This window comes from Breznakibacter xylanolyticus (genome assembly GCF_003254275.1).
Lineage (GTDB): Bacteria > Bacteroidota > Bacteroidia > Bacteroidales > Marinilabiliaceae > Breznakibacter > Breznakibacter xylanolyticus.
Genome location: NZ_QKZK01000032.1, coordinates 23,390 through 42,892 on the forward strand (window position 1 = coordinate 23,390; position 19,503 = coordinate 42,892).

At 43.6% G+C, this 19,503-nt stretch carries 17 protein-coding genes, 1 other RNA gene and 1 pseudogene; 11 read left to right on the forward strand and 8 right to left on the reverse strand.

Translation table 11 applies throughout. The annotated features are described in order from the left end of the window. Nucleotides 1-17 precede the first annotated feature (17 nt). Together LX69_RS18300 and LX69_RS14315 are read left to right on the forward strand one after the other, a co-directional pair. On the forward strand, nt 18-761 hold the full coding sequence (locus tag LX69_RS18300; RefSeq protein ID WP_170124411.1) for a M23 family metallopeptidase: 744 nt from the start codon (nt 18-20) through the stop codon (nt 759-761). 149 nt (nt 762-910) lie between these two features. Next, nucleotides 911-1,429, forward strand: coding sequence for a YkgJ family cysteine cluster protein (locus LX69_RS14315; protein ID WP_111446734.1), 519 nt, complete (start codon nt 911-913; stop codon nt 1,427-1,429). Between the two features lie 32 nt (nt 1,430-1,461). On the opposite strand, the gene LX69_RS14320 is transcribed toward LX69_RS14315, so the two are convergent. The 3 genes from LX69_RS14320 to LX69_RS14330 form a co-directional block, all read right to left on the reverse strand. Continuing rightward, on the reverse strand, nt 1,462-2,451 hold the full coding sequence (locus tag LX69_RS14320) for a Gfo/Idh/MocA family protein (protein WP_111446735.1): 990 nt from the start codon (nt 2,449-2,451) through the stop codon (nt 1,462-1,464). Between the two features lie 180 nt (nt 2,452-2,631). Beyond that, a complete protein-coding gene (locus LX69_RS14325; protein ID WP_111446736.1) occupies nt 2,632-4,164 on the reverse strand; it encodes a tetratricopeptide repeat protein in 1,533 nt (510 codons plus the stop codon). 295 nt (nt 4,165-4,459) lie between these two features. Next, entirely contained in the window at nt 4,460-4,699 is a 240-nt protein-coding gene (locus LX69_RS14330) for a cold-shock protein (protein ID WP_317046408.1), read from the reverse strand. 241 nt (nt 4,700-4,940) lie between these two features. Here LX69_RS14330 and LX69_RS14335 point away from each other — a divergent pair, with 241 nt between their 5' ends. The 4 genes from LX69_RS14335 (at nt 4,941) to LX69_RS14350 (ending at nt 9,117) form a co-directional block, all read left to right on the forward strand. Further along, complete coding sequence (locus tag LX69_RS14335) at nt 4,941-5,960, forward strand: LacI family DNA-binding transcriptional regulator (RefSeq protein ID WP_111446737.1); 1,020 nt, start codon at nt 4,941-4,943, stop codon at nt 5,958-5,960. Nucleotides 5,961-5,971: 11 nt separating this feature from the next. Then, on the forward strand, nt 5,972-6,808 hold the full coding sequence (kduI, locus tag LX69_RS14340; protein WP_111446738.1) for a 5-dehydro-4-deoxy-D-glucuronate isomerase: 837 nt from the start codon (nt 5,972-5,974) through the stop codon (nt 6,806-6,808). A 10-nt stretch (nt 6,809-6,818) separates the two neighbouring features. Next, nucleotides 6,819-7,622, forward strand: coding sequence for a gluconate 5-dehydrogenase (locus LX69_RS14345; protein ID WP_111446739.1), 804 nt, complete (start codon nt 6,819-6,821; stop codon nt 7,620-7,622). 277 nt (nt 7,623-7,899) lie between these two features. Then, nucleotides 7,900-9,117, forward strand: a complete 1,218-nt coding sequence (locus LX69_RS14350) for a DUF4861 family protein (RefSeq protein WP_111446740.1) — start codon at nt 7,900-7,902, stop codon at nt 9,115-9,117. A gap of 570 nt (nt 9,118-9,687) precedes the next feature. On the opposite strand, the gene LX69_RS14360 is transcribed toward LX69_RS14350, so the two are convergent. Both LX69_RS14360 and rho read right to left on the reverse strand, forming a co-directional pair. Next, entirely contained in the window at nt 9,688-10,488 is an 801-nt protein-coding gene (locus LX69_RS14360) for a PhzF family phenazine biosynthesis protein (protein ID WP_111446742.1), read from the reverse strand. Nucleotides 10,489-10,645: 157 nt separating this feature from the next. Next, nucleotides 10,646-12,433 carry a transcription termination factor Rho gene (gene rho / locus LX69_RS14365; protein ID WP_185741719.1) on the reverse strand — a complete coding sequence of 596 codons (1,788 nt, stop codon included), beginning with the start codon at nt 12,431-12,433 and terminating at the stop codon, nt 10,646-10,648. A 291-nt stretch (nt 12,434-12,724) separates the two neighbouring features. Between rho and LX69_RS14370 the strand changes: the two genes are divergently transcribed. The 3 genes from LX69_RS14370 (at nt 12,725) to ssrA (ending at nt 15,461) form a co-directional block, all read left to right on the forward strand. Continuing rightward, complete coding sequence (locus tag LX69_RS14370; RefSeq protein ID WP_111446744.1) at nt 12,725-13,591, forward strand: sigma-70 family RNA polymerase sigma factor; 867 nt, start codon at nt 12,725-12,727, stop codon at nt 13,589-13,591. A 463-nt stretch (nt 13,592-14,054) separates the two neighbouring features. Continuing rightward, entirely contained in the window at nt 14,055-14,711 is a 657-nt protein-coding gene (gene rpe / locus LX69_RS14375) for a ribulose-phosphate 3-epimerase (RefSeq protein ID WP_111446750.1), read from the forward strand. Nucleotides 14,712-15,061: 350 nt separating this feature from the next. Further along, nucleotides 15,062-15,461, forward strand: a transfer-messenger RNA (tmRNA) gene (ssrA, locus tag LX69_RS14380). A gap of 253 nt (nt 15,462-15,714) precedes the next feature. Here ssrA and LX69_RS14385 read toward each other — a convergent pair. Together LX69_RS14385 and LX69_RS14390 are read right to left on the reverse strand one after the other, a co-directional pair. Continuing rightward, nucleotides 15,715-16,953 (reverse strand): type II toxin-antitoxin system HipA family toxin, encoded by a 1,239-nt coding sequence (locus LX69_RS14385; RefSeq protein WP_221621369.1) that lies wholly within the window; start codon nt 16,951-16,953, stop codon nt 15,715-15,717. 22 nt (nt 16,954-16,975) lie between these two features. Further along, nucleotides 16,976-17,302, reverse strand: a complete 327-nt coding sequence (locus LX69_RS14390) for a helix-turn-helix transcriptional regulator (RefSeq protein WP_111446751.1) — start codon at nt 17,300-17,302, stop codon at nt 16,976-16,978. Between the two features lie 432 nt (nt 17,303-17,734). Between LX69_RS14390 and LX69_RS14395 the strand changes: the two genes are divergently transcribed. Both LX69_RS14395 and LX69_RS14400 read left to right on the forward strand, forming a co-directional pair. Next, nucleotides 17,735-17,941 (forward strand): hypothetical protein, encoded by a 207-nt coding sequence (locus LX69_RS14395; protein WP_111446745.1) that lies wholly within the window; start codon nt 17,735-17,737, stop codon nt 17,939-17,941. 385 nt (nt 17,942-18,326) lie between these two features. Continuing rightward, nucleotides 18,327-18,773, forward strand: a complete 447-nt coding sequence (locus tag LX69_RS14400) for a DUF6266 family protein (RefSeq protein ID WP_111446746.1) — start codon at nt 18,327-18,329, stop codon at nt 18,771-18,773. Nucleotides 18,774-19,177: 404 nt separating this feature from the next. Here the strand turns inward: LX69_RS14400 and LX69_RS14405 are convergent. Further along, nucleotides 19,178-19,503, reverse strand: a pseudogene (locus tag LX69_RS14405) (IS1634 family transposase); the annotation flags it as partial.

Consider the following 19,503-nt stretch of genomic DNA (forward strand, 5'->3'; position numbering starts at 1 on the left):
ACAAAATGACCTTAATCATGAAATCATTCACAATTTTATTCCTGTTTATCGCCTTTGCTTGCACACCAATCATTGCACAAAACGATACAGTTTCAATACCACAAGGCGCCATTCAATTGACGCCTGAATTATATGGAGAAATGTGCATTCCTTTTCAGGGGAAAGTCATCAGCAAGTTTGGCCCTCGCGGCTCTCGAATGCACACCGGCACCGACATCAAACTGGCAAAAGGAGACACTGTGGTCAGTGCATTTGACGGGACTGTCAACATTGCTGCTCCGCACTATGGTTATGGCCTCCTGGTCACTGTTGAGCATGCGCAAGGCATTACAACTTACTACAGCCATCTCTCGAAAATACTGGTTAAAAAAGGACAAACAATCAAAGCCGGGGAAGTACTCGGACTAGGCGGTTCAACCGGCAGAGCCACCACAACCCATCTTCATTTTGAAGTACGGGTAAACGGCAAACCCATTAACGCTCAACAAATTTTCGATTTCGAAAACAATTCATTTTTGGCAAGACACATTGTGTCCCCATCACAAAAAAACAGCATCAAAACATCTGCTACAGAGCCGGAAACACAGATAGCGTCAGCCCAAAGCACATCATCTGAAACTAAATCACACAAAGTTCAAAAGGGAGATACCCTTTATTCCATCGCCAAACGCTATGGCGTGACCATCTCTCACATCTGCGAATTGAACAACATCACCGTCAGATCTATCCTTTCCATTGGACAGACATTGCTTGTACCGTAGAAATATCCCCGATACATTGGCAATAATGAAGACATCAAACGAGCCATGTATAACACCTCGACACACCAGAAGATGACCATGGGGGAGTTCCATCACAAACTAAACGACATAATAGCACAGGCTATAAAAATCAGATATTTATTATTGCAATGAATCACACAGCCATCACGGAATACCTCAATTTTCGCCAGCAAATCGACCAAACAGTCACTCGCTTAGAAAAAATATACCAACCTCACTTACATTGTGCAAAAGGATGCGATCAGTGTTGTTTTAGTTTTCGGGTATTTCCTGTTGAATGGTTTGCCATTGCCGGTCAACTAAACAAACATTTTGAGACAATCAACAAGGATCAACCCATTGGTGAACTCGAAAAGTGTTTATTTCTTAAAAACCATGCTTGCACCATTTATCCTCATCGCCCTATCATTTGCCGAACTCATGGCTTACCACTGCTCAGCATGAACGAAACAGGGACGGAATGGGAACTCAACATTTGTGAACTCAACTTCACAGAGGCTGATGATGATTCTTTTGACGACGATAACCTGATTGAACAAGACACTCTCAACTCTGAATTATTTCAAATCAACAAACGCTTTATTGCAGACAACCCCCAACTGAATCTTTCAGAATTCGATCTCATCCCCCTCAAAGCACTCGTATGATCTCTCTCCTATCGAGTTGTACAATAAAATAACTAATCGTGACCTGGAAACACAATACCGCATTGATGACGAATGGCGTCTAATCGTTCAATCAGGCGAATACTGTCAGCCCAACTCATGAACTCACTTTGTTGTAACCCGGTACGAATGCAACGCACCACTTCGGCTGCTTCATATTGATAACCATTTCCAATTTTCTCGAATGGTATGGATGTTTCTTTTCCTTGAGCATCCACAAAACGTAAATTCCCGGGCATAAACCAAAAATCATCAAACAAGAGCGTTCCTTTTTCGCCATAAATAGCGGCACGGGTTCCGGACTCTGCCAAAAATGAACTATAAAGAACTGCTTGCGCCTGACCGGGATATTGAAACACGGCACTGCAATTCATATCGACTCCCGTCACCCCCAAACCGGCCATGGCCACTTGATCGAGCGGACTACCCAACATAAACTCGGCCAAAAACATAGGATAAATCCCAATATCCATCAATGCGCCACCAATGAGCTCGGGATTAAATTTCCGATCCTTGGGATTCGTCATTGGCCGATGGATGCAAAAATCTGCCACCAACAGTCGGATGTCACCCAATTGACCCGATTGCACAATTTCATGAGCATGAATGATATGTGGCAAGAAACGACTCCACATGGCCTCCATCAAAAAGACACCTTTATCACGCGCCCGATCAATCATCTGATGTACTTCACGGGCATTGACAGCAAAAGGTTTTTCGCACAAGACATGCTTTCCGGCATCAATGCACATCATGGTATTAGAAAAATGCAAATTATGAGGTGTGGCAATATAAACCACATCCACATGGGGATCATTTATCAAGGCTTCGTATGATCCATAAGCCTTTTCAAAACCATGTCTGACAGCAAATGCATCGGCTTGCTGTTGTGACCGCGAGGCAACGGCATACATGGTAGCACCTTCGACCAATGGTAACGCTTCCGACATTTTTGTGGCAATACCACCGGTACCAAGAATTCCAAATCGTATATCACTTCTCATTTCTCAGATCTTTTGATTCTGATAAATATCTGCCAAAACAATGTGACAACAAAACAAATTCAAGGTTTTAACACCTCATTAATCGTTGCTGCAAATGAAGCATGTTAGAAAAAATGGAACAATATGAGCTCAACAACCATTTACGTTCATCTTGCAAACAGCGAATCACCAACAACACAATTATCGGGGTTTGAGCACAATGCGAAAGTCAAATACTTTATCGTCACCCACGCCGTTGGTCGTAAATTTCTCACGATGATTCAAATATCCGGGCGCCCCACACAAAAACACATAATCAACATTGGGCTGAATATCGAATGTGAATACACCGTCTGGCTGTACCTCTAACTTCTTAATAACACCATCGTTACCGGCCACCCGAACGAATGCACCTTCAGGAGCCGCCGATGAATCACCATGGGTTAGACGCCCCTTGAAAACCAAGGACACCGGTCGATACTGAAACTCATAGATATTATCAACACCTTTGACATTATCACGCGATGAAGAAAACAATCCCTTCTCAACACCTCGTTCAAAAACAATCCCAAAATCGTCCCCTCCGGAATTAATGGGCATCAATAAATTTTCAACCACTGCCGGTCCGGATTCCTGTTCCGTCAACCTAAATACATCCAGTCCGCCAAATCCGGGATGTCCATCGGAACTAAAAAACAACACCCCATCGTGTCGTACATAGGGAAACATCTCATCGCCGTGAGTATTTACCGGCGCACCAACATTCACAGGTTGCGACCAATCACTGGTAACATCGGCACGTGTCACTTTCCATATATCCTTCCCTCCCACCGAGCCGGGCATGTCGGAAACAAAATAAAGGGTAAGTCCATCCGGAGAAATCGCCGGGTGCGCCACCACCAGACTATCACCGGCAAGGGGAACCAACTCGGGTTCGGACCATCGCCCGCCACTGCGTTTCATGCGAAATATCTCCGCCCCAATCACTTTACTTTGGTCATAGCGACAACGGGTAAAATACATCTCTTTCCCATCGAACGACAACGACAACGCACCTTCGTCGAAGGTGGTACTTACGGGATCGTCAACAATTTCGGGCTTTGTCCATTTTCCCTTGGCATCTTTATAGATATAATATATGTCTCCGCCGCCTTGACCGGTAATGCGGCTCATGTTACGTTTTTTAGCAAGCGACCTCATGGAAGAAAAGTAAATCTCAGGCTCACTCTCCATGGAAAAGGCAGGTGAAAAATCACTAAATTTGGAGTTAATGGCATCGAATTTTTTCACGTCACAGCGCGGTGCTTTTGCGGGTTGCTCAATCATTTTGCACGAAGCAAGCCCCACATGCGCCAAAGCATCATTGGGACTTTTTTCAAGAATCTTTTCAAATTCAGCCAACGCGTCTTTCACTTTTCCGGCTTTGAATAACGACTGCGCATAATACAGACGCATCCGAGGGTGATCAAATCCCGTGCGCAAGGCACGCGAATAAGCCGCAGCAGCTTTATTGGGCTGATTGATGCGTCGATACGACTCGCCCATATAAAAGGCTATTTCGCCTTTGGTGAATTTATTTTTCTCGTTTGAGAATGCTTTTTTATATATCCCGGCTGAACGGGCATATTCCCCAGCTGCAAAAGCCTTATGTCCTCCGCTTGCTGAGCCACGAGAAGCACAACCTGACGCAAAAAGAAGATACATCCCCAGACTAAAAAACAAAAAAAACTTCATTGACAACAAATTTCAAACCTCAAATTTCGCAAAAACGAACCAAAACCTTACAGACTAACAACGACATAACTCGTTTGAGTTATCTGCTATCATATTTAAACGCAAAGCGTTAAAATTTACTCAGCACCTTTCTTGGCATAGCCAAACGACTACGTCGATGAGCGCCTCAGCGTTTATTCTGACTCTGAATCACAAAAATAACGACCAAAGCAAACATTTAGTGTATAACAACAAAAAAGCCTTACAAAAATGTAAGGCTCTTCTGATACTGCAATAACTTAGTGTAATATATAAATTAAACTAGTTTTACATTCACGGCGTTCAAACCTTTGCGTCCTTCTTGCAATTCGAAAGACACTTGGTCATTTTCTTTAATGGTGTCTTTCAAACCGGTTACGTGTACAAAGTACTCTTTGTCTGAAGACTCATCTTTAATAAAACCAAATCCTTTGGTTGTATTAAAGAACTTAACTGTTCCTGTATTCATTTTAATAAAAATTTGATGCTGCAATATAGGACTTAATTCTGAATCCATCTATAAAATAAATGAATTATTTTAAAAAAAATATCCAGTCGAATGACTCAAGACATGCGCTCATGGCATTAAAACCATCATTAAAATGAACATTTACAATCGAAGAGAATTTCAATATCAAGATTATACGCCTGAATTAATGCACATTACGAATACACAAACAACATTCCTGAAAATTAAACGACTTTTTAGTAGCCATTTAATACAAACGTTTGTATTTTTGTAAGCATCAAAACTGTATATGAAATCTCATAATATAACCATCAGTGATATCGCCAAAGAGTTGGGCATTACCCCATCGACAGTTTCTCGCGCATTGAGCGATAGTCCCAGGGTAAATGATAAGACCAAAAAGAAAGTACAAGAAACGGCTCAAAAAATGGGATACCATCAAAACGTGATGGCCTCAATGTTACGCAAAGGCAGTAGTGGTTCTATCGGAATCATCATCCCGCGTATCAACCGTCATTTCTTTAGCAATGCCATTAGCGGAATTGAACGCATTGTCAATCCTGCCGGCTACAACCTTCTTATTTATCAGACCGAAGAACTTTACCAAAAGGAAGTAGAAGGGATACAAGCCTTTATGAAGAATCGCGTGGCCGGCATCATTTTATCCATCGCGGCTGAAACAACCCACTTTGAACACCTGAATAACCTGCAAAACAAGGGTATTGCATTGGTACAGTTCGACCGCGTCACCGATCTTGTCCATGGTCCCAAAGTCATTAACGACAATTTCAACGGAGCATATCTGGCGGTTAAACATCTCATTCAGACGGGACACAAGCGCATTGCGCATCTCACTGGAGCACCCCACTTAAATGTGTATCGTGAGCGTCTCAGGGGATACATGCAAGCACTTACCGACCATGGCATCCAACCCGATCAGGCTCTGGTATTCGACAACTCCATCACCCGCGACGGTGGTGCTGCGAATATTGGGAAAATTATGAGTTTAAATGCCGATGCTATTTTTTGCGCAGGCGACTATGCAGCCCTTGGAGCCATTCAGGAACTCAAAAACCTCAACATTGCAGTCCCCGAGCAAGTGGCTGTGGTGGGTTATGCCAACGAACCGTTTTCTGAAATCATGACTCCGTCTCTCACATCGGTTGAGCAAAATGCCTTTGAAATGGGCACAAGAGCTGCTCAGGCACTCATCGACATGATTGAAAACAAAGACAATGCACACGACCACACCGACATCATCCCCGTTCGCTTAATTGTCAGACAATCTTCATTAGTATCAACATATTAATTTCAAAAGAGATGAAATACGAAATTCGCTATGCCTCCCATCCCGAGGATGCTAAAAACTATGACACCACGCGTATCCGCAAAGAATTTTTAATCCCTACCCTCTTCGAAAAAGATGAGATATCACTGGTTTATTCAATGTACGATCGCTACATCGTTGGGGGTGCCATGCCCGTAACCAAAGCGCTCAAACTCGAAACCATTGAGGAACTTAAAGCCGATTTCTTTCTTCGTCGTCGCGAAATGGGAATCATCAACGTGGGTGGAGATGCCAAAATCACAGCCGATGGCGTGGTTTATGAGCTCAAATACAAAGAAGCCCTTTATATTGGGATGGGAACCAAGGAGGTAATCTTTGAATCGACCGACAAAAACGTTCCGGCCAAATTATACATCAACTCAGCGCCGGCACACCATGCTTATCCTTCAAAGAAAGTCACCAAAGCCGAAGCTGAAGTGGTGGAAATGGGAAGCCTGGAGTCGTCGAACCACAGAACCATCAACAAACTAATTGTTAACAGTGTGGTTCCCAGCTGTCAATTACAAATGGGAATGACAGAATTGAAACCAGGCAGCGTTTGGAATACCATGCCTGCTCACACACACAACCGACGCATGGAGGCTTACTTCTACTTTGAAGTACCGGCCAATCAAACCATTTGTCACTTCATGGGTCAACCCGATGAAACACGACACATTTTTATGAATAACGACCAGGCTGTATTGTCACCATCATGGAGCATCCACAGTGCCGCCGGAACATCCAACTATACCTTTATTTGGGGGATGGCCGGTGAAAACCTCGATTACAGCGATATGGACATTCGTCAACCAAATGAATTAAAATAAACATCTCACCATGATTCAGGAATTATTTGACCTCAAAGGGAAAGTCGCCCTCATTACCGGCGCAACACACGGTATTGGAATGGCTATGGGTAAATTATTGGGACAAGCCGGTGCCAAAATTTGTGTCAACGACCTCTCGCAAGAGAAACTCGATGCCTGCAAAATTGAATATGCCAAAGCCGGTGTGGATGTCTACACACTGGTGTTCGACGTCACCAAAGAAGCCGACGTTGACAAAGGGATCTCACAAATTGAAAAAGACTTGGGATCAGTAGATATCCTCATCAACAATGCGGGGATCATCAAGCGTATTCCTATTTTAGACATGCCCATCAGCGATTTCCAACAGGTGATTGATGTTGATTTGGTCGCACCTCTCATCGTGGCCAAACGCGTGGCACCGGGTATGATTAAAAAACGCAGTGGTAAAATTATCAACATCTGCTCGATGATGAGCGTGTACGGTCGCAACTCGGTGTCTGCTTACGCAGCAGCCAAAGGCGGCTTGAAATTACTGACTGCCAACATGTGCTGCGAATGGGCCAAATACAACATCCAGATCAATGGCATTGGCCCCGGTTACATTGCCACCGCACAAACTGGTCCAATCCGCGAAAACGGACACCCATTCAACGACCTGGTGATGACCCGCACTCCCGCCGGACGTTGGGGAGAACCCGAAGATGTGGCCAAAGCAGCTCTGTTCTTAGTTTCTAAGGCCAGCGATTTTGTCAACGGTCATGTGCTTTACGTAGATGGTGGTATTTTGGCCAACTTCGGCTATGTGAAAGGCGAAAACGACATTATTGACTGATTTAATGGATATTTAAATCCTATCGTTATTTGACATTTTGAACTCACCCATGAACGGATAACTTCCGATCATGGGTGTTTTTATCTCCGGTTATCCGCTACCACTCACAAGAGTAAAGGACTAAATCCTGCGAGATAATTATAATTTCATCCCTCCTTGGCTTACCCAATGGCGAACGAATAAATTGAATCATGCTTTCAATATCGATATACAGGAGGCGAATTAATCAATTCAAGTAACTTGCGTGTTGACACTCAAACACTAATATTTAATGCTAATGAAACTTTCGAAACTCATTCCCCTGGCAGGTTTGCTGACAGCTTGCAGCACAAGCCCCATCCTCACCATTACCAACCCTGGCGAACAACCATTGCAAGACATGTCTGTGACGGTTCCTCGCACCACCATCACCAACAAACTTCCTAAACTTAGCAACAGTCAGCTAATATTAGCCATCACCGACACTGGCGACACCATCCCTTGTCAGTTCGACGACATGAATGGTGACGAAGAATGGGACGAAATGGTATTATTAATGAATCTCCCGGCTAAAGCAAACACCCATGTGCAATTAAAGGCCATTGACGAGAATCAACGCCCCAAATTCCCCACCCGTACAAACTATCGATTTGGCTCACAACAGCCCCCTTACCGCGATATCGTCGGCGAGAAAAGACTCAAATCGAACGATAGCCCTACCATCTCTGAAATTTACCAAATGGAAGGTCCGGCATGGGAAAACGACTTGGTGGGATTCCGAAACTACTACGACGCCCGCAACGGCATTGATATTTTTGGAAAAAAAACCAATGAAATGGCGCTCGACAGTGCCGGTATTCGCACCCAAAACTACCACGAAATGGACAATTGGGGCATGGATATCCTGAAAGTGGCTAACTCGCTTGGTGCCGGAGCTATTGCCATTGCCACAGGCGACACAATGTATCGCGTAGGTCCCTGTCTCGAAGGAGATGTAAACCTTATTACCCAAGGCCCTGTACGCACCATCCTCGAATTTACTTTTAAAGGCATTCCTACAGCCGATAGCATCACCTATGATGTCCGTCACCGCATATCCATATATGCAGGAGAACATTTTTACCGGAGCCAGACATGGTTATTAAACCCACGAGGCAATGAAAAAATTGTCACAGGCATTGTTCACAAGCATGACCTTGCGCTTATGAGTGACGAACATGGGCTTTACAAAATTTTTGGCACACATGGCGCTCAAGCCTACAAGGGGGAAAATCTAGGATTAGGCCTTTTAACACCCAAAGCAAGTTTTAATAAAAACTACACATCACGCATGACCGGTGATGGAATTACCGAAACCTACCTGGTAGAAATTAACACCACAAATAATAATCCGGCCGAACACTACTTCTTCAGTGGTTGGAGTTATCAGGATGAACAATTCAACAATCCTGAATATTTCATGACACAAATGAAAGCCGCTGCCAACAAATTATCCACCATCATCACCGTTCAATAATTAGTTCAGGCAAAGCATTCGCATGATGCTAAACAGATAAATTCATGCGCATTTATCTATCACAGAGTCAGAATAAACGCAAAGGCGCGAAGGCGCTGAGTTATTTTGTTGCGCCATGCGTTTAAATAACAAAGCAGATAACACAAAAGAGTTATATAGTAGGCATGTCGTTCACAATTTTAGTGAATGGCATGCCTCTTTTTCCTAATAATCCTAAAGATTCGCATGAATCAACACAAAACTATCGTATTTATCAACAACCGTTCACCCCAAAGAGATTCTGCGATTAAAAAGTCTATTGAAATAGGCATATGGACAATATAGTCAAGTCGCCTACAAAAAGGCTTGGCCTCATAGCCCCAACGGGGCATAATCATACAGCCCTGGGCGTAGCCATAGGAAAAGAGAGTGGTAAAGAACAAGCCCCAAAGGGGCGAAAGCGTTGTTGGACACAGCACTTAACCAAACAGGCAGTGATCGCTTTCGCCACGTTGGGACTTTAAGATTATATACAAAGTGCCTATTTCAATAAGTCTATTTCCCTCTAAAGCATAGCCACAAACATAAAGACTAGACACGAACCACGCCTTCAAAAATTATGACAGCACTGCCCTCTATTTCAATTCGCTCGTCATTCACACAACGAACACTCATGGTACCAGAACGGCTTGAGTCCTGTAAAACAGTATAATAATCCAAACCATGACGCTCTTTCATAACAGGTGCAATAACGCATTGCGCAGAACCGGTGACCGGGTCTTCGTCAATTCCCAATGCCGGCACAAACACCCTTACAAAACAATCATACCCTTCACGCTGCTGAGGCCGCGAAGCAACTATCAAATGACCATATTCTGAATGACGCATGTGCTGAATACGCGGATGGGCACGATGCACATCTTCCACGCCTTTCATCCAGGCCAAATACCATCCATGTTCACTCCGATATAGCGCATCGGGCATCAATCCGGTCGTATCTGTAAAATCCTCGGTGACAGGCACGGATGAAACACCTAAAATGGGAAAGTCCATTTTAAGATGATGCCGATCGCCCATTACATACAGATGATGATGCGATGATTTGAAAAAAATGGGATCACCCTCCGCCACCATGCGCTGATCGTATAATACCGCAGCTGCAGCCAATGTGGCGTGACCACACAACATGATTTCGGCATAGGGTGTAAAAAAACGAATATTAAAACAATCATCCCCCGGAGTCACAAATGCCGTTTCTGACAAATTCATCTCTGCAGCCATTTGCTGCATAAACGATTCGTCCAAATGTGTATCAGACAACAACACTCCGGCCGGATTCCCCTTAAATGCTTCAGAGGTAAAAGCATCGACTTGAAACAATTTCTTTGTCATGACTTTGCTGTTTATTCGATACTCAATTTAATCATTCGTCGAGAAACATGCAAAAACAAATAATTGGCATCGACAAACAAACAGCCAAACAACATCGCATACAAAAAAAATCCCGATACCTCAAAAAGATATCGGGACAATTATCATCAAGCTCTGATTATCGAGCATTCATCGAAATCAAAAATTCTTCATTAGACATGGTTTTAGACATGCGGTCGCTCAAGAATTCCATGGACTCAACCGGAGTCATATCAGAAAGATAATTGCGAAGAATCCAAATGCGGTTCATGACATCTTGTTCAAGCAACAAATCTTCGCGACGTGTGCTCGACAAATTCACATCCACAGCCGGGAAGATACGCTTGTTAGACAAACGACGATCGAGTTGCAACTCCATGTTACCTGTTCCCTTAAACTCCTCAAAAATCACTTCGTCCATTTTAGATCCCGTATCGGTCAGTGCTGTGGCCAGGATGGTCAATGACCCCCCACCTTCGATATTACGAGCTGCACCAAAGAAACGTTTAGGTTTGTGCAACGCATTGGCATCCACACCACCAGACAGCACCTTACCGGATGCCGGTGAAACAGTATTGTATGCACGAGCCAAACGAGTGATGGAGTCAAGCAAAATCACCACATCATGACCACACTCGACCATACGCTTAGCCTTCTCTAACACGATATTGGCCACTTTGACATGACGCTCGGCAGGCTCATCAAAGGTCGAGGCAATCACCTCGGCATTGACGCTGCGAGCCATATCGGTCACCTCTTCGGGACGTTCATCAATGAGCAGGATAATCATGTACACCTCGGGATGGTTGGCTGCAATTGCATTGGCAATATCCTTAAGCAACATGGTCTTACCGGTTTTTGGCTGCGCAACAATTAAACCACGCTGACCTTTTCCAATGGGTGCGAACAAATCGACCACACGAACTGACAAACCGGGACGACGCCCTCCGGTAAGATTAAACTTTTCATTGGGGAATATTGGCGTCAAATGGTCAAATGACAATCGATCACGCACATAATCAGGCGTGCGACCGTTGATTTGCTCAACCTTAATGAGCGGGAAATATTTCTCACCTTCTTTGGGAGGACGAATGCCACCAACAATGGTATCACCGGTTTTCAACCCCAGCAATTTAATCTGTGATTGAGATACATACACATCATCAGGTGAGTTCAGATAATTATAATCCGATGATCGCAAAAAGCCATATCCATCGGGCATTATTTCCAAAACTCCGGTAGCAGTAACAATGCCTTCAAATTCGTATGTTTTTTCTTCTTTACGTTGCTGACGCGGCTGACGTTCAACATTGGCATTTTGGTTTTTTCGACCCACCGTAAGCGACCGTTCTTCACGAACAACTACTTCATCGGCTGGTGCCACCCCAACAACAGTGTCTGGGTTTGCATCTGCATTCGACACAACATCATCAATGCCTGCGATGGGTTCATCAACGGTATCCTCCAACATATCCACCTTCTCAACCACCACATTTTTCTTAATGAGTGGCAACTTGCGAATTTCGAGGACTTTGCGGGGTTTCTCGTCAACAGGAGTAACGGAAATTGTTTCATCAGGAGTCGTTTCAGCAACAACCGGCTCACTCACCGATTCAGCAGCTTCAACAGACTCAACAACAGGTGCATTTTCGTCAATGACGGTTGAATCTTTTATTTCAACAGCACTGGCAGCAAGCGTTTCGTTAATTTTATTTTTTGGAGGACGTCCACGGCGAGCGGTGGCATTTCGCTGGTCATTATTGCGTTCGGGTTTCTTTTCAACAGAAGCCTGAATGGCTTGTTCATCAAGAATTTTATAAATCAACTCTTGTTTTTTAAAAGACTCAACTCGTTTGATGTTCAAATCTTTGGCAATTTGCCTTAAATCAGGCAGGAGCTTTTCGTTTAGCTCTAAAATGTCGTACATAAAAATACTTTGGAAATTAAGCAGAAATAAAAGAATAAAAAAAGGAAAAAACCAGACCCTCGAACAGGAAACAGATCATAATGGGTAGCCCCATCCTTATATCCTAAGGGGATTTTGAGCAAAAATAGACATTCAACATGAGTTTTACAAACAAAAAATAGCCATTGACCAAAAATTCGTCAAAAACAACATCCTTTTGCAATTGGAAACGTAAAAAAATATGCAATTTTAAAATATGACAATCGCCAACGGGTTGTCGTCCTTTTTATCCTAAACCAACATAAACCGATTATGAGACAGTTAAAAATCACCAAGCAGGTGACCAACCGGGAGACTCCGGCTTTGGACAAATACCTGCACGAAATTGGAAAAGTCAAGCTCATCAGTACCGACGAAGAAGTCGGATTGGCAAAACTAATTCGACAGGGCGATGCCAAATCGCTGGAACGATTGGTCAATTCGAATCTTCGATTCGTGGTATCGGTGGCCAAACAGTACCAGAACCAGGGACTCACGCTCTCCGATTTAATCAACGAAGGCAACCTGGGTCTCATCAAGGCTGCACAACGTTTTGACGAAACCCGCGGCTTTAAGTTCATCTCGTATGCTGTTTGGTGGATTCGTCAATCTATTCTTCAGGCTTTGGCCGAACAGGCACGCATTGTGCGTTTACCGCTCAATAAAATCGGCGCCATTAACAAGGTAAATAACACATTTGCCCGATTGGAACAAGAGTTTCAGCGTGAGCCAACCAGCGATGAAATTGCCGATGTGCTGCAAATTGCAGCCGGCGAGGTGAAAGATGCTCTTAAGGTATCATCGCGCCATGTCTCGATGGATGCCCCCTTGAAACGCGACGAGGATAACACCCTCTATGACATTCTCTTGGAACAGGACACTGAAAGTCCCGATGCTTACCTTTTGAGCGACTCTCTGCGCAAAGAGATTGACCGTTGCCTGTCGACCCTCTCCCATCGCGAAGCTGACATCATTCGTCTTTACTATGGACTGAGTAACGAGCCTCCCTATTCACTTGAAGAAATTGGGAAACTTTTTAACCTGACCCGTGAACGCGTCCGACAAATCAAGGAGAAAGGGATCAAACGCCTTAAACATACCTACAGAAGCAAAGTATTGCGTTCATATTTAGGTCAATAACCCAATACATCCACATCAAATTCAAAAGGTCACAATCGTCATTCATTACAAATTTATATTGCTCCGACCCCATCAATTCATAAATTGATGAAACAATCATAACGGTCACCAAGCGACACACAAGAAGATGATTAAAATCATCATACGTCTTAGTTCTTTTTTCAACATATTGAACGAGCCACATCTAATTCTTCAACATACAGAAGCATGTTGATTGACGGAAGTACAAACTGATAGTTTATGAGTGGAGACGTTTAGGAGCGATAAGGTGCAAAGGCATCATCTGTAAAATGATGAAACAAATACAATGTGCCTCTTGGGGATGAGGGAGCTAATTTTAAACAGATAAAAAATGGGAATGGCTTAATGTCATTCCCTTTTTTTTATGGCAACAGCCAAAGCCCAGGGGAACAGCATGGCATGTTTTCATTATTTTTGCACAAACAAACCTGAACATACCATCATGAACCATTTGATCGCACCTTCGTTACTCGCCGCCAATTTCGCGGATTTAAAAACAGACCTCGACATGCTCAACCGCAGCGAAGCCGATTGGCTGCACCTTGACATTATGGATGGCATGTTTGTGCCCAACATTTCGTTCGGCTTGCCGGTATTGCAATCGCTAAAAGGAAAGGTCAACAAACCTTTTGACGTACATCTGATGATTGTGCAACCCGACCGCTACATTGCAGACTTTAAGGCAGCAGGAGCCGATTGGCTCAACGTGCATTACGAAGCCTGCCCACATCTGCACCGCACACTGCAAACCATTCGACAACAAGGCATGAAAGCCGGTGTCACCCTCAACCCACACACGCCCGTTTCCTTGCTCGAAGAAATCATCACCGAAGCAGATCTGGTTCTCCTCATGTCGGTAAACCCCGGCTTTGGAGGTCAATCGTTTATCGAAAACACCTACCACAAAGTTGAGCAACTCAAAGAGCTCATCCTTAAAAAAAATTCACAGGCACTCATTCAGGTCGATGGTGGCGTAGACAACCACACTGCGCCGGGATTACTCAAAGCCGGTGCCGATGTGCTGGTGGCTGGCAGCTACGTGTTCCGCTCAACCGACCCGATTGAAACCATCGCGCAACTGAAGCAATTGAAATGCTAAGTCGAAGATGCAGAGAGAAAACAAGAGAGAAAAGAAGATATTGAGATATTAGACAGATAGAAAAGAGTGATGAGACCATTAAATGCCATCTGAATATCTTTCTTCATCTCATCCTAATATATAACAAGTTTGAGTTATCTGCTTTGTTATTTAAACGCATGGCGTAACAAAATAACTCAGCGCCTTCGCGCCTTTGCGTTTATTCTGACTCTGTCTAAAAATATTTCGTCTTCTTCTCTTTGCTGAATGGTATGGCACCAGGATTATCAGCAAACGCGAAGCAAACTTCCGGAGCTTTTTTTCGCCTTTGGCATTTTGCAACATTTCGCTTATATTTGCACCATTACCATGGGGCTGACCTGGATTTGACAGCTTGGCAAAGTGGTATGTAAGCATGTAGAGCGTTGTGGTTCCCGCTCTTAAATCTCAGGCCTCGAACTTATAACTGGCGAAAACAATTACGCTCTCGCTGCTTAATCGAATCATAGTAGATTAGCTTCATCCCTGCACTAGGTGCGGGGACGAGACATCTCCCGGGTGCTAATGTCCTGAAGCGGCCCGAAACTGAGGTGTAGATAAATCGGGAATAGCCTGATGGCAGCTCCGGCCAACAGGTGAAACTAAAGGAGCTAAGGCGTGGTTAGGGTGTCTGCCTCCGGACCACACACGAAAATCAATGACAGAATAAACATGTAGAAAGCATATGGCTTCCGGGTTTGGACGAGGGTTCGATTCCCTCCAGCTCCACAAAATGACATTCGCGAGATTTCGCACACCTTCAAACCCCTTTAAACAAAGGGGTTTGTTGTTTCACCACTTCAACAATTTTCGTCTTTTTTCTATATTTGTTTCACCAATGCTTCACCAGTACATCTTCATTAGAACAAAGGTGAAACATTTAACCAAAGAGACATGGATTGGTATAAATGCTACACAGATTGCGGTGCGCCACAATTCAACAAAACCACCTAATAATCAACACGTATCAAAAATCAAGATTGAACTAAACCCGCCCGAAAGCCCTTTCCATCAACTCCTGTTCATTTCTTGAGATGCCCAAACGAGAGGATACAGACTTCCATTGAGAAACGGACTCACTGATTTTTCCGACGATTTGATCAGCCTTTTTATCCGACACTCTGAAATAGTCTTTCACACTCATGACCAGTTCCAGATCAAGCGAATTATCGTTTTCTGAAATATTCAGTTTCAATCCACGTCCATCCGGGTTCGGGTTGATATCAAAAGCGGGAGAGAGTCGCCATCCGGTTTTCGTCAATAAAAAACCATGATTTCTCAAATGGTCATCGGTATTGGACACCGCAATATGAAAAACAATCCGACGCCACATTTCTTCCAAATCGGCATTTACTTCACAGCAATTCTGAATGATAAACTCAGCCAATTCGAGATAACTCACCCCATCATGGAAGTCAGTTCCATCGGAGTACCCTAATAGTGTCATGGCAGATGCAAAATGAATTCTCCCCCCACTCTGTTTCCGGTCAAATCGCTTGGTCAAAAATGTATCATACGGGCTTGAAAATTTATGAATCTGGGCTTGCGCCATATTGACTCCGGAAGCCACCGCAAGTTGATGAACAACCATCTCCCAGGCACCGATATTTATCCCATCAGAAAGACTTGGAAACTTTGCAATCCACAAATGTCCTTCAGGATCATGGACACCGGCCTTGGGACGTGCCCCTCCCAAAGAGGAACCCGGTTGAATCAACATGTTTAACCATTTCAAATATTCAGGGTCATCGACGGCATCCTCGTTCTCCAATTTTAGGCTGATCTCTTCCAAGGTTCGCAGGCTGATCCATGGCGGTGATGACAACCGAACATCATCATTGAGGAAAGGCCCCGTTGCATCGGTTTTAAACCGCAAAGCCCCCATCCGCTGCTCATCAAAAACGCCCAGCAGATAATCAGACTCCAGCAAGGTTCTTTCAGGCCGGGATTCATAACGAGCCAGTGCAGCCTCACGACGACGCATCAACAATCGCCCCCAGCGATCCGGCGAAGAATCCAAAAACAACCCAAAATTCTCTTTCCCTTGTGCAAGATATTGCGTACCACCATACAATCGAAGATCCGGATCGAGAACCGAGGCCATGCCATCCTTCAAATACGATTTATCGTATTCAAAAGAAAAGATCTCATTTCCACGAACAGGCTCGGCATATAGTCGCCCCATCAATACAGGAGGTTTCTGCTCATCCCAATTGGCATACACCTCAATTTCACGCCTTATATTTTTATTTACCTTCATGTTCAGCCTTTCTTTTGGGAGCTCTTTTTTTCACAACCAGCTCAGCATCCTGCAATTTGCGGCCAAATTCATCATCTTTGGCCAACAATAAAATATCATGCTCCAGACGCAAAGCAACCAACACCGAAAAATAAGCGCCCATGCTGACGGTCTCAGCCCCTCGTTCAATGGCATACAATGTCGTTCGGGTAATATTAGCACGCTCGGCAACCTGCGTGGTGGTCAGCCTACGCCGCAATCGCGCCATTTTTATATTCTCTCCCATCTCCAATAGCATTCGACGATGAAGTGGCAGTAGTGTTTTCGATGTCATATTGTCCATTATAATAGACAATTTTATCGCTTTTTGTCCATTAAAACAAACATTAAAAGCTAAAATTAAAAATATTGAAAACACAGAAGATCTCCAACAGACATCTGATGATTCAACCTAAGAAAGTATTAAGACATGAGTCTCAAGACGCAAAACAATGAGGATTTTGAATCTTCTTCCTGTGTGTCGATTGGTGATTGTCCTGGTTGTTTCAATGGAACTTGCCAATAATCATTGGTTTCGCAGATCTGCGATTCTTGGTTGTGAGTGAGGCTTTGACTTCGTCGATCTGGCGATACTCAAGGCACGTTTCATGTGTTAATCATTTAATATATTTGTATTTCTATTTCTTGCCCGCAAATCATACGAATTTGAAGTTGTTGTGATAGAAATGCGAATCAAGAGTTGAGAATTATATTCACAACATTAAGAATGGCTACACAAATAATCTCAATAAAAGAGTTCTTGGCGCTGGGCATAAATAACAAATTCTTAGACGATGTTTGGAATTTTCCCGTAGTGAAAAATGATCGGCCGCAAGCAACCGGTTGGTTGGTCTTTTGCCCGGTATGGGGCAAAACAAAACATTTTCCCCTTCATCCTACCGAGATTATCTGCTTAAGGGCTGAAAAGTTTTAAAAAACTCTTAAACATCTCATTTCGTTAACGCTACTGATTTACAATGAACCTTTTGATGCTTGAATGCATTATTCAACTCGAAATTTGTATTTTTAAGAAGTCAGAAGTCTACGAACAGGCTCCAGTCTCATTAATTTGCTACATTACACACAGAATTGCGATAGTCTAACAAGCATCCATGTTCGAGGCATCTCCGTGTCTTCTCCGTGTTTTCTCTCTATTATCTCTGAGCTAAACACGGAAATACCTAAGAAATTATTAATAAATTTCTTAGATTTATCTCGATGTAATCATGTGACTGATATGAAGGATCTAAGTGTGTGGAGGGAAAGAACAGGTCATCGAGCATTGTAACCCGTAAATTCAAACCTTAAACATTATATATATGGCACGATTATCATCGCAAAACAACATCAAAGGCGCCATTGGCAATTTGATATTTTATGAATCACAGGGACAGAAGCTGGTACGGACCAAACCTTCAGATGTGCTTAACCCCCAAACTCCTGCTCAGCAACAACATCGCATGCGGTTTAGTGCCGCCAGTCGATTTCTGAAACCCTTTCGGGATATTGTGAATGAAACATTTACCACATTTGGAGGCAAAAAGAGCGGGCATAGTGCTGCCATGTCTTACAATATGGGGTTTTCCATGAAGGGAGGATATCCCGATGTGACCATTGACCTTCATCAAGCAATCATCAGTTATGGGAATGCTGTACTCCCCCCCGGATTATCAATCAGCAAAAACGAAGATTTATTTGAACTCAAATGGGATACGTCAGCAATTGATGGTGCCCATGCATACGACAAGGTGATACCCGTATTATGAGGCGACAACTGGCACCGCGCATTAAGGCTCGATGGCGTATATCGCAAGGAAGGAATCTGCAGATTTAAAATGCCACTTGGCTTTAAAACGGCTCGCTGCTGGGCGTATGTGAAAGCAACTAAAGCCAATTGGGGACGGCATTACAGCATGAGCTGGTATGGCGGAGAGATAGAGGTGTCGTGATCCAATCGGGCAACTGCGCAGCAGGATAAAAACGAAAAATCCTTTTTAACACAAAGGATTGAAGAGTGATTCCGAAAAGACAAATGTTGTTACAATCAGAAATTAACAAAACTATCCCCCAGAACAATCATTGCTATACTTATTAAATTATCATTCAAAAATCTACATTAATGTCAAAAAATCCGGATATTTTAAGCGTTATTCCTTAACCCACTTTGCAGCTATCCCAAAGCCATCGCCTGTATTTCAATGAATTGTTCATTTTCAAGTTCCGATTTGTGTACTACAGATTTTCGCTTTGTAAAGGGAGCGTATTTGTATTTTAGGGCATCGTAAAGCTTGCGGACATTTTGGTTTGGCTCAGAGCATCGACGAATCATGATTACTTGATCCTGCTGATTTTGCGCCAATGTGGTCACCGCTTTTTGGGTGTTCATGGTACGAACGATCTCACGCCAACCGCTATTGATGCCATGTGGCTTTAGTTGATGTCGGATCGTGTTTACCAGCCAATAGGCCAACAATCCCAGATGCAGATGAGCCATGG

What these genes read in the sequence shown, in the direction of transcription:
- LX69_RS18300 (WP_170124411.1), top strand. Translation starts at nt 18, where the DNA reads ATGAAATCATTCACAATTTTATTCCTGTTTATCGCCTTTGCTTGCACA.
- LX69_RS14315 (WP_111446734.1), top strand. Translation starts at nt 911, where the DNA reads ATGAATCACACAGCCATCACGGAATACCTCAATTTTCGCCAGCAAATC.
- LX69_RS14320 (WP_111446735.1), bottom strand. Translation starts at nt 2,451, where the DNA reads ATGAGAAGTGATATACGATTTGGAATTCTTGGTACCGGTGGTATTGCC.
- LX69_RS14325 (WP_111446736.1), bottom strand. Translation starts at nt 4,164, where the DNA reads ATGAAGTTTTTTTTGTTTTTTAGTCTGGGGATGTATCTTCTTTTTGCG.
- LX69_RS14330 (WP_317046408.1), bottom strand. Translation starts at nt 4,699, where the DNA reads ATGGATTCAGAATTAAGTCCTATATTGCAGCATCAAATTTTTATTAAA.
- LX69_RS14335 (WP_111446737.1), top strand. Translation starts at nt 4,941, where the DNA reads ATGAAATCTCATAATATAACCATCAGTGATATCGCCAAAGAGTTGGGC.
- kduI (WP_111446738.1), top strand. Translation starts at nt 5,972, where the DNA reads ATGAAATACGAAATTCGCTATGCCTCCCATCCCGAGGATGCTAAAAAC.
- LX69_RS14345 (WP_111446739.1), top strand. Translation starts at nt 6,819, where the DNA reads ATGATTCAGGAATTATTTGACCTCAAAGGGAAAGTCGCCCTCATTACC.
- LX69_RS14350 (WP_111446740.1), top strand. Translation starts at nt 7,900, where the DNA reads ATGAAACTTTCGAAACTCATTCCCCTGGCAGGTTTGCTGACAGCTTGC.
- LX69_RS14360 (WP_111446742.1), bottom strand. Translation starts at nt 10,488, where the DNA reads ATGACAAAGAAATTGTTTCAAGTCGATGCTTTTACCTCTGAAGCATTT.
- rho (WP_185741719.1), bottom strand. Translation starts at nt 12,433, where the DNA reads ATGTACGACATTTTAGAGCTAAACGAAAAGCTCCTGCCTGATTTAAGG.
- LX69_RS14370 (WP_111446744.1), top strand. Translation starts at nt 12,725, where the DNA reads ATGAGACAGTTAAAAATCACCAAGCAGGTGACCAACCGGGAGACTCCG.
- rpe (WP_111446750.1), top strand. Translation starts at nt 14,055, where the DNA reads ATGAACCATTTGATCGCACCTTCGTTACTCGCCGCCAATTTCGCGGAT.
- LX69_RS14390 (WP_111446751.1), bottom strand. Translation starts at nt 17,302, where the DNA reads ATGACATCGAAAACACTACTGCCACTTCATCGTCGAATGCTATTGGAG.
- LX69_RS14395 (WP_111446745.1), top strand. Translation starts at nt 17,735, where the DNA reads ATGGCTACACAAATAATCTCAATAAAAGAGTTCTTGGCGCTGGGCATA.
- LX69_RS14400 (WP_111446746.1), top strand. Translation starts at nt 18,327, where the DNA reads ATGGCACGATTATCATCGCAAAACAACATCAAAGGCGCCATTGGCAAT.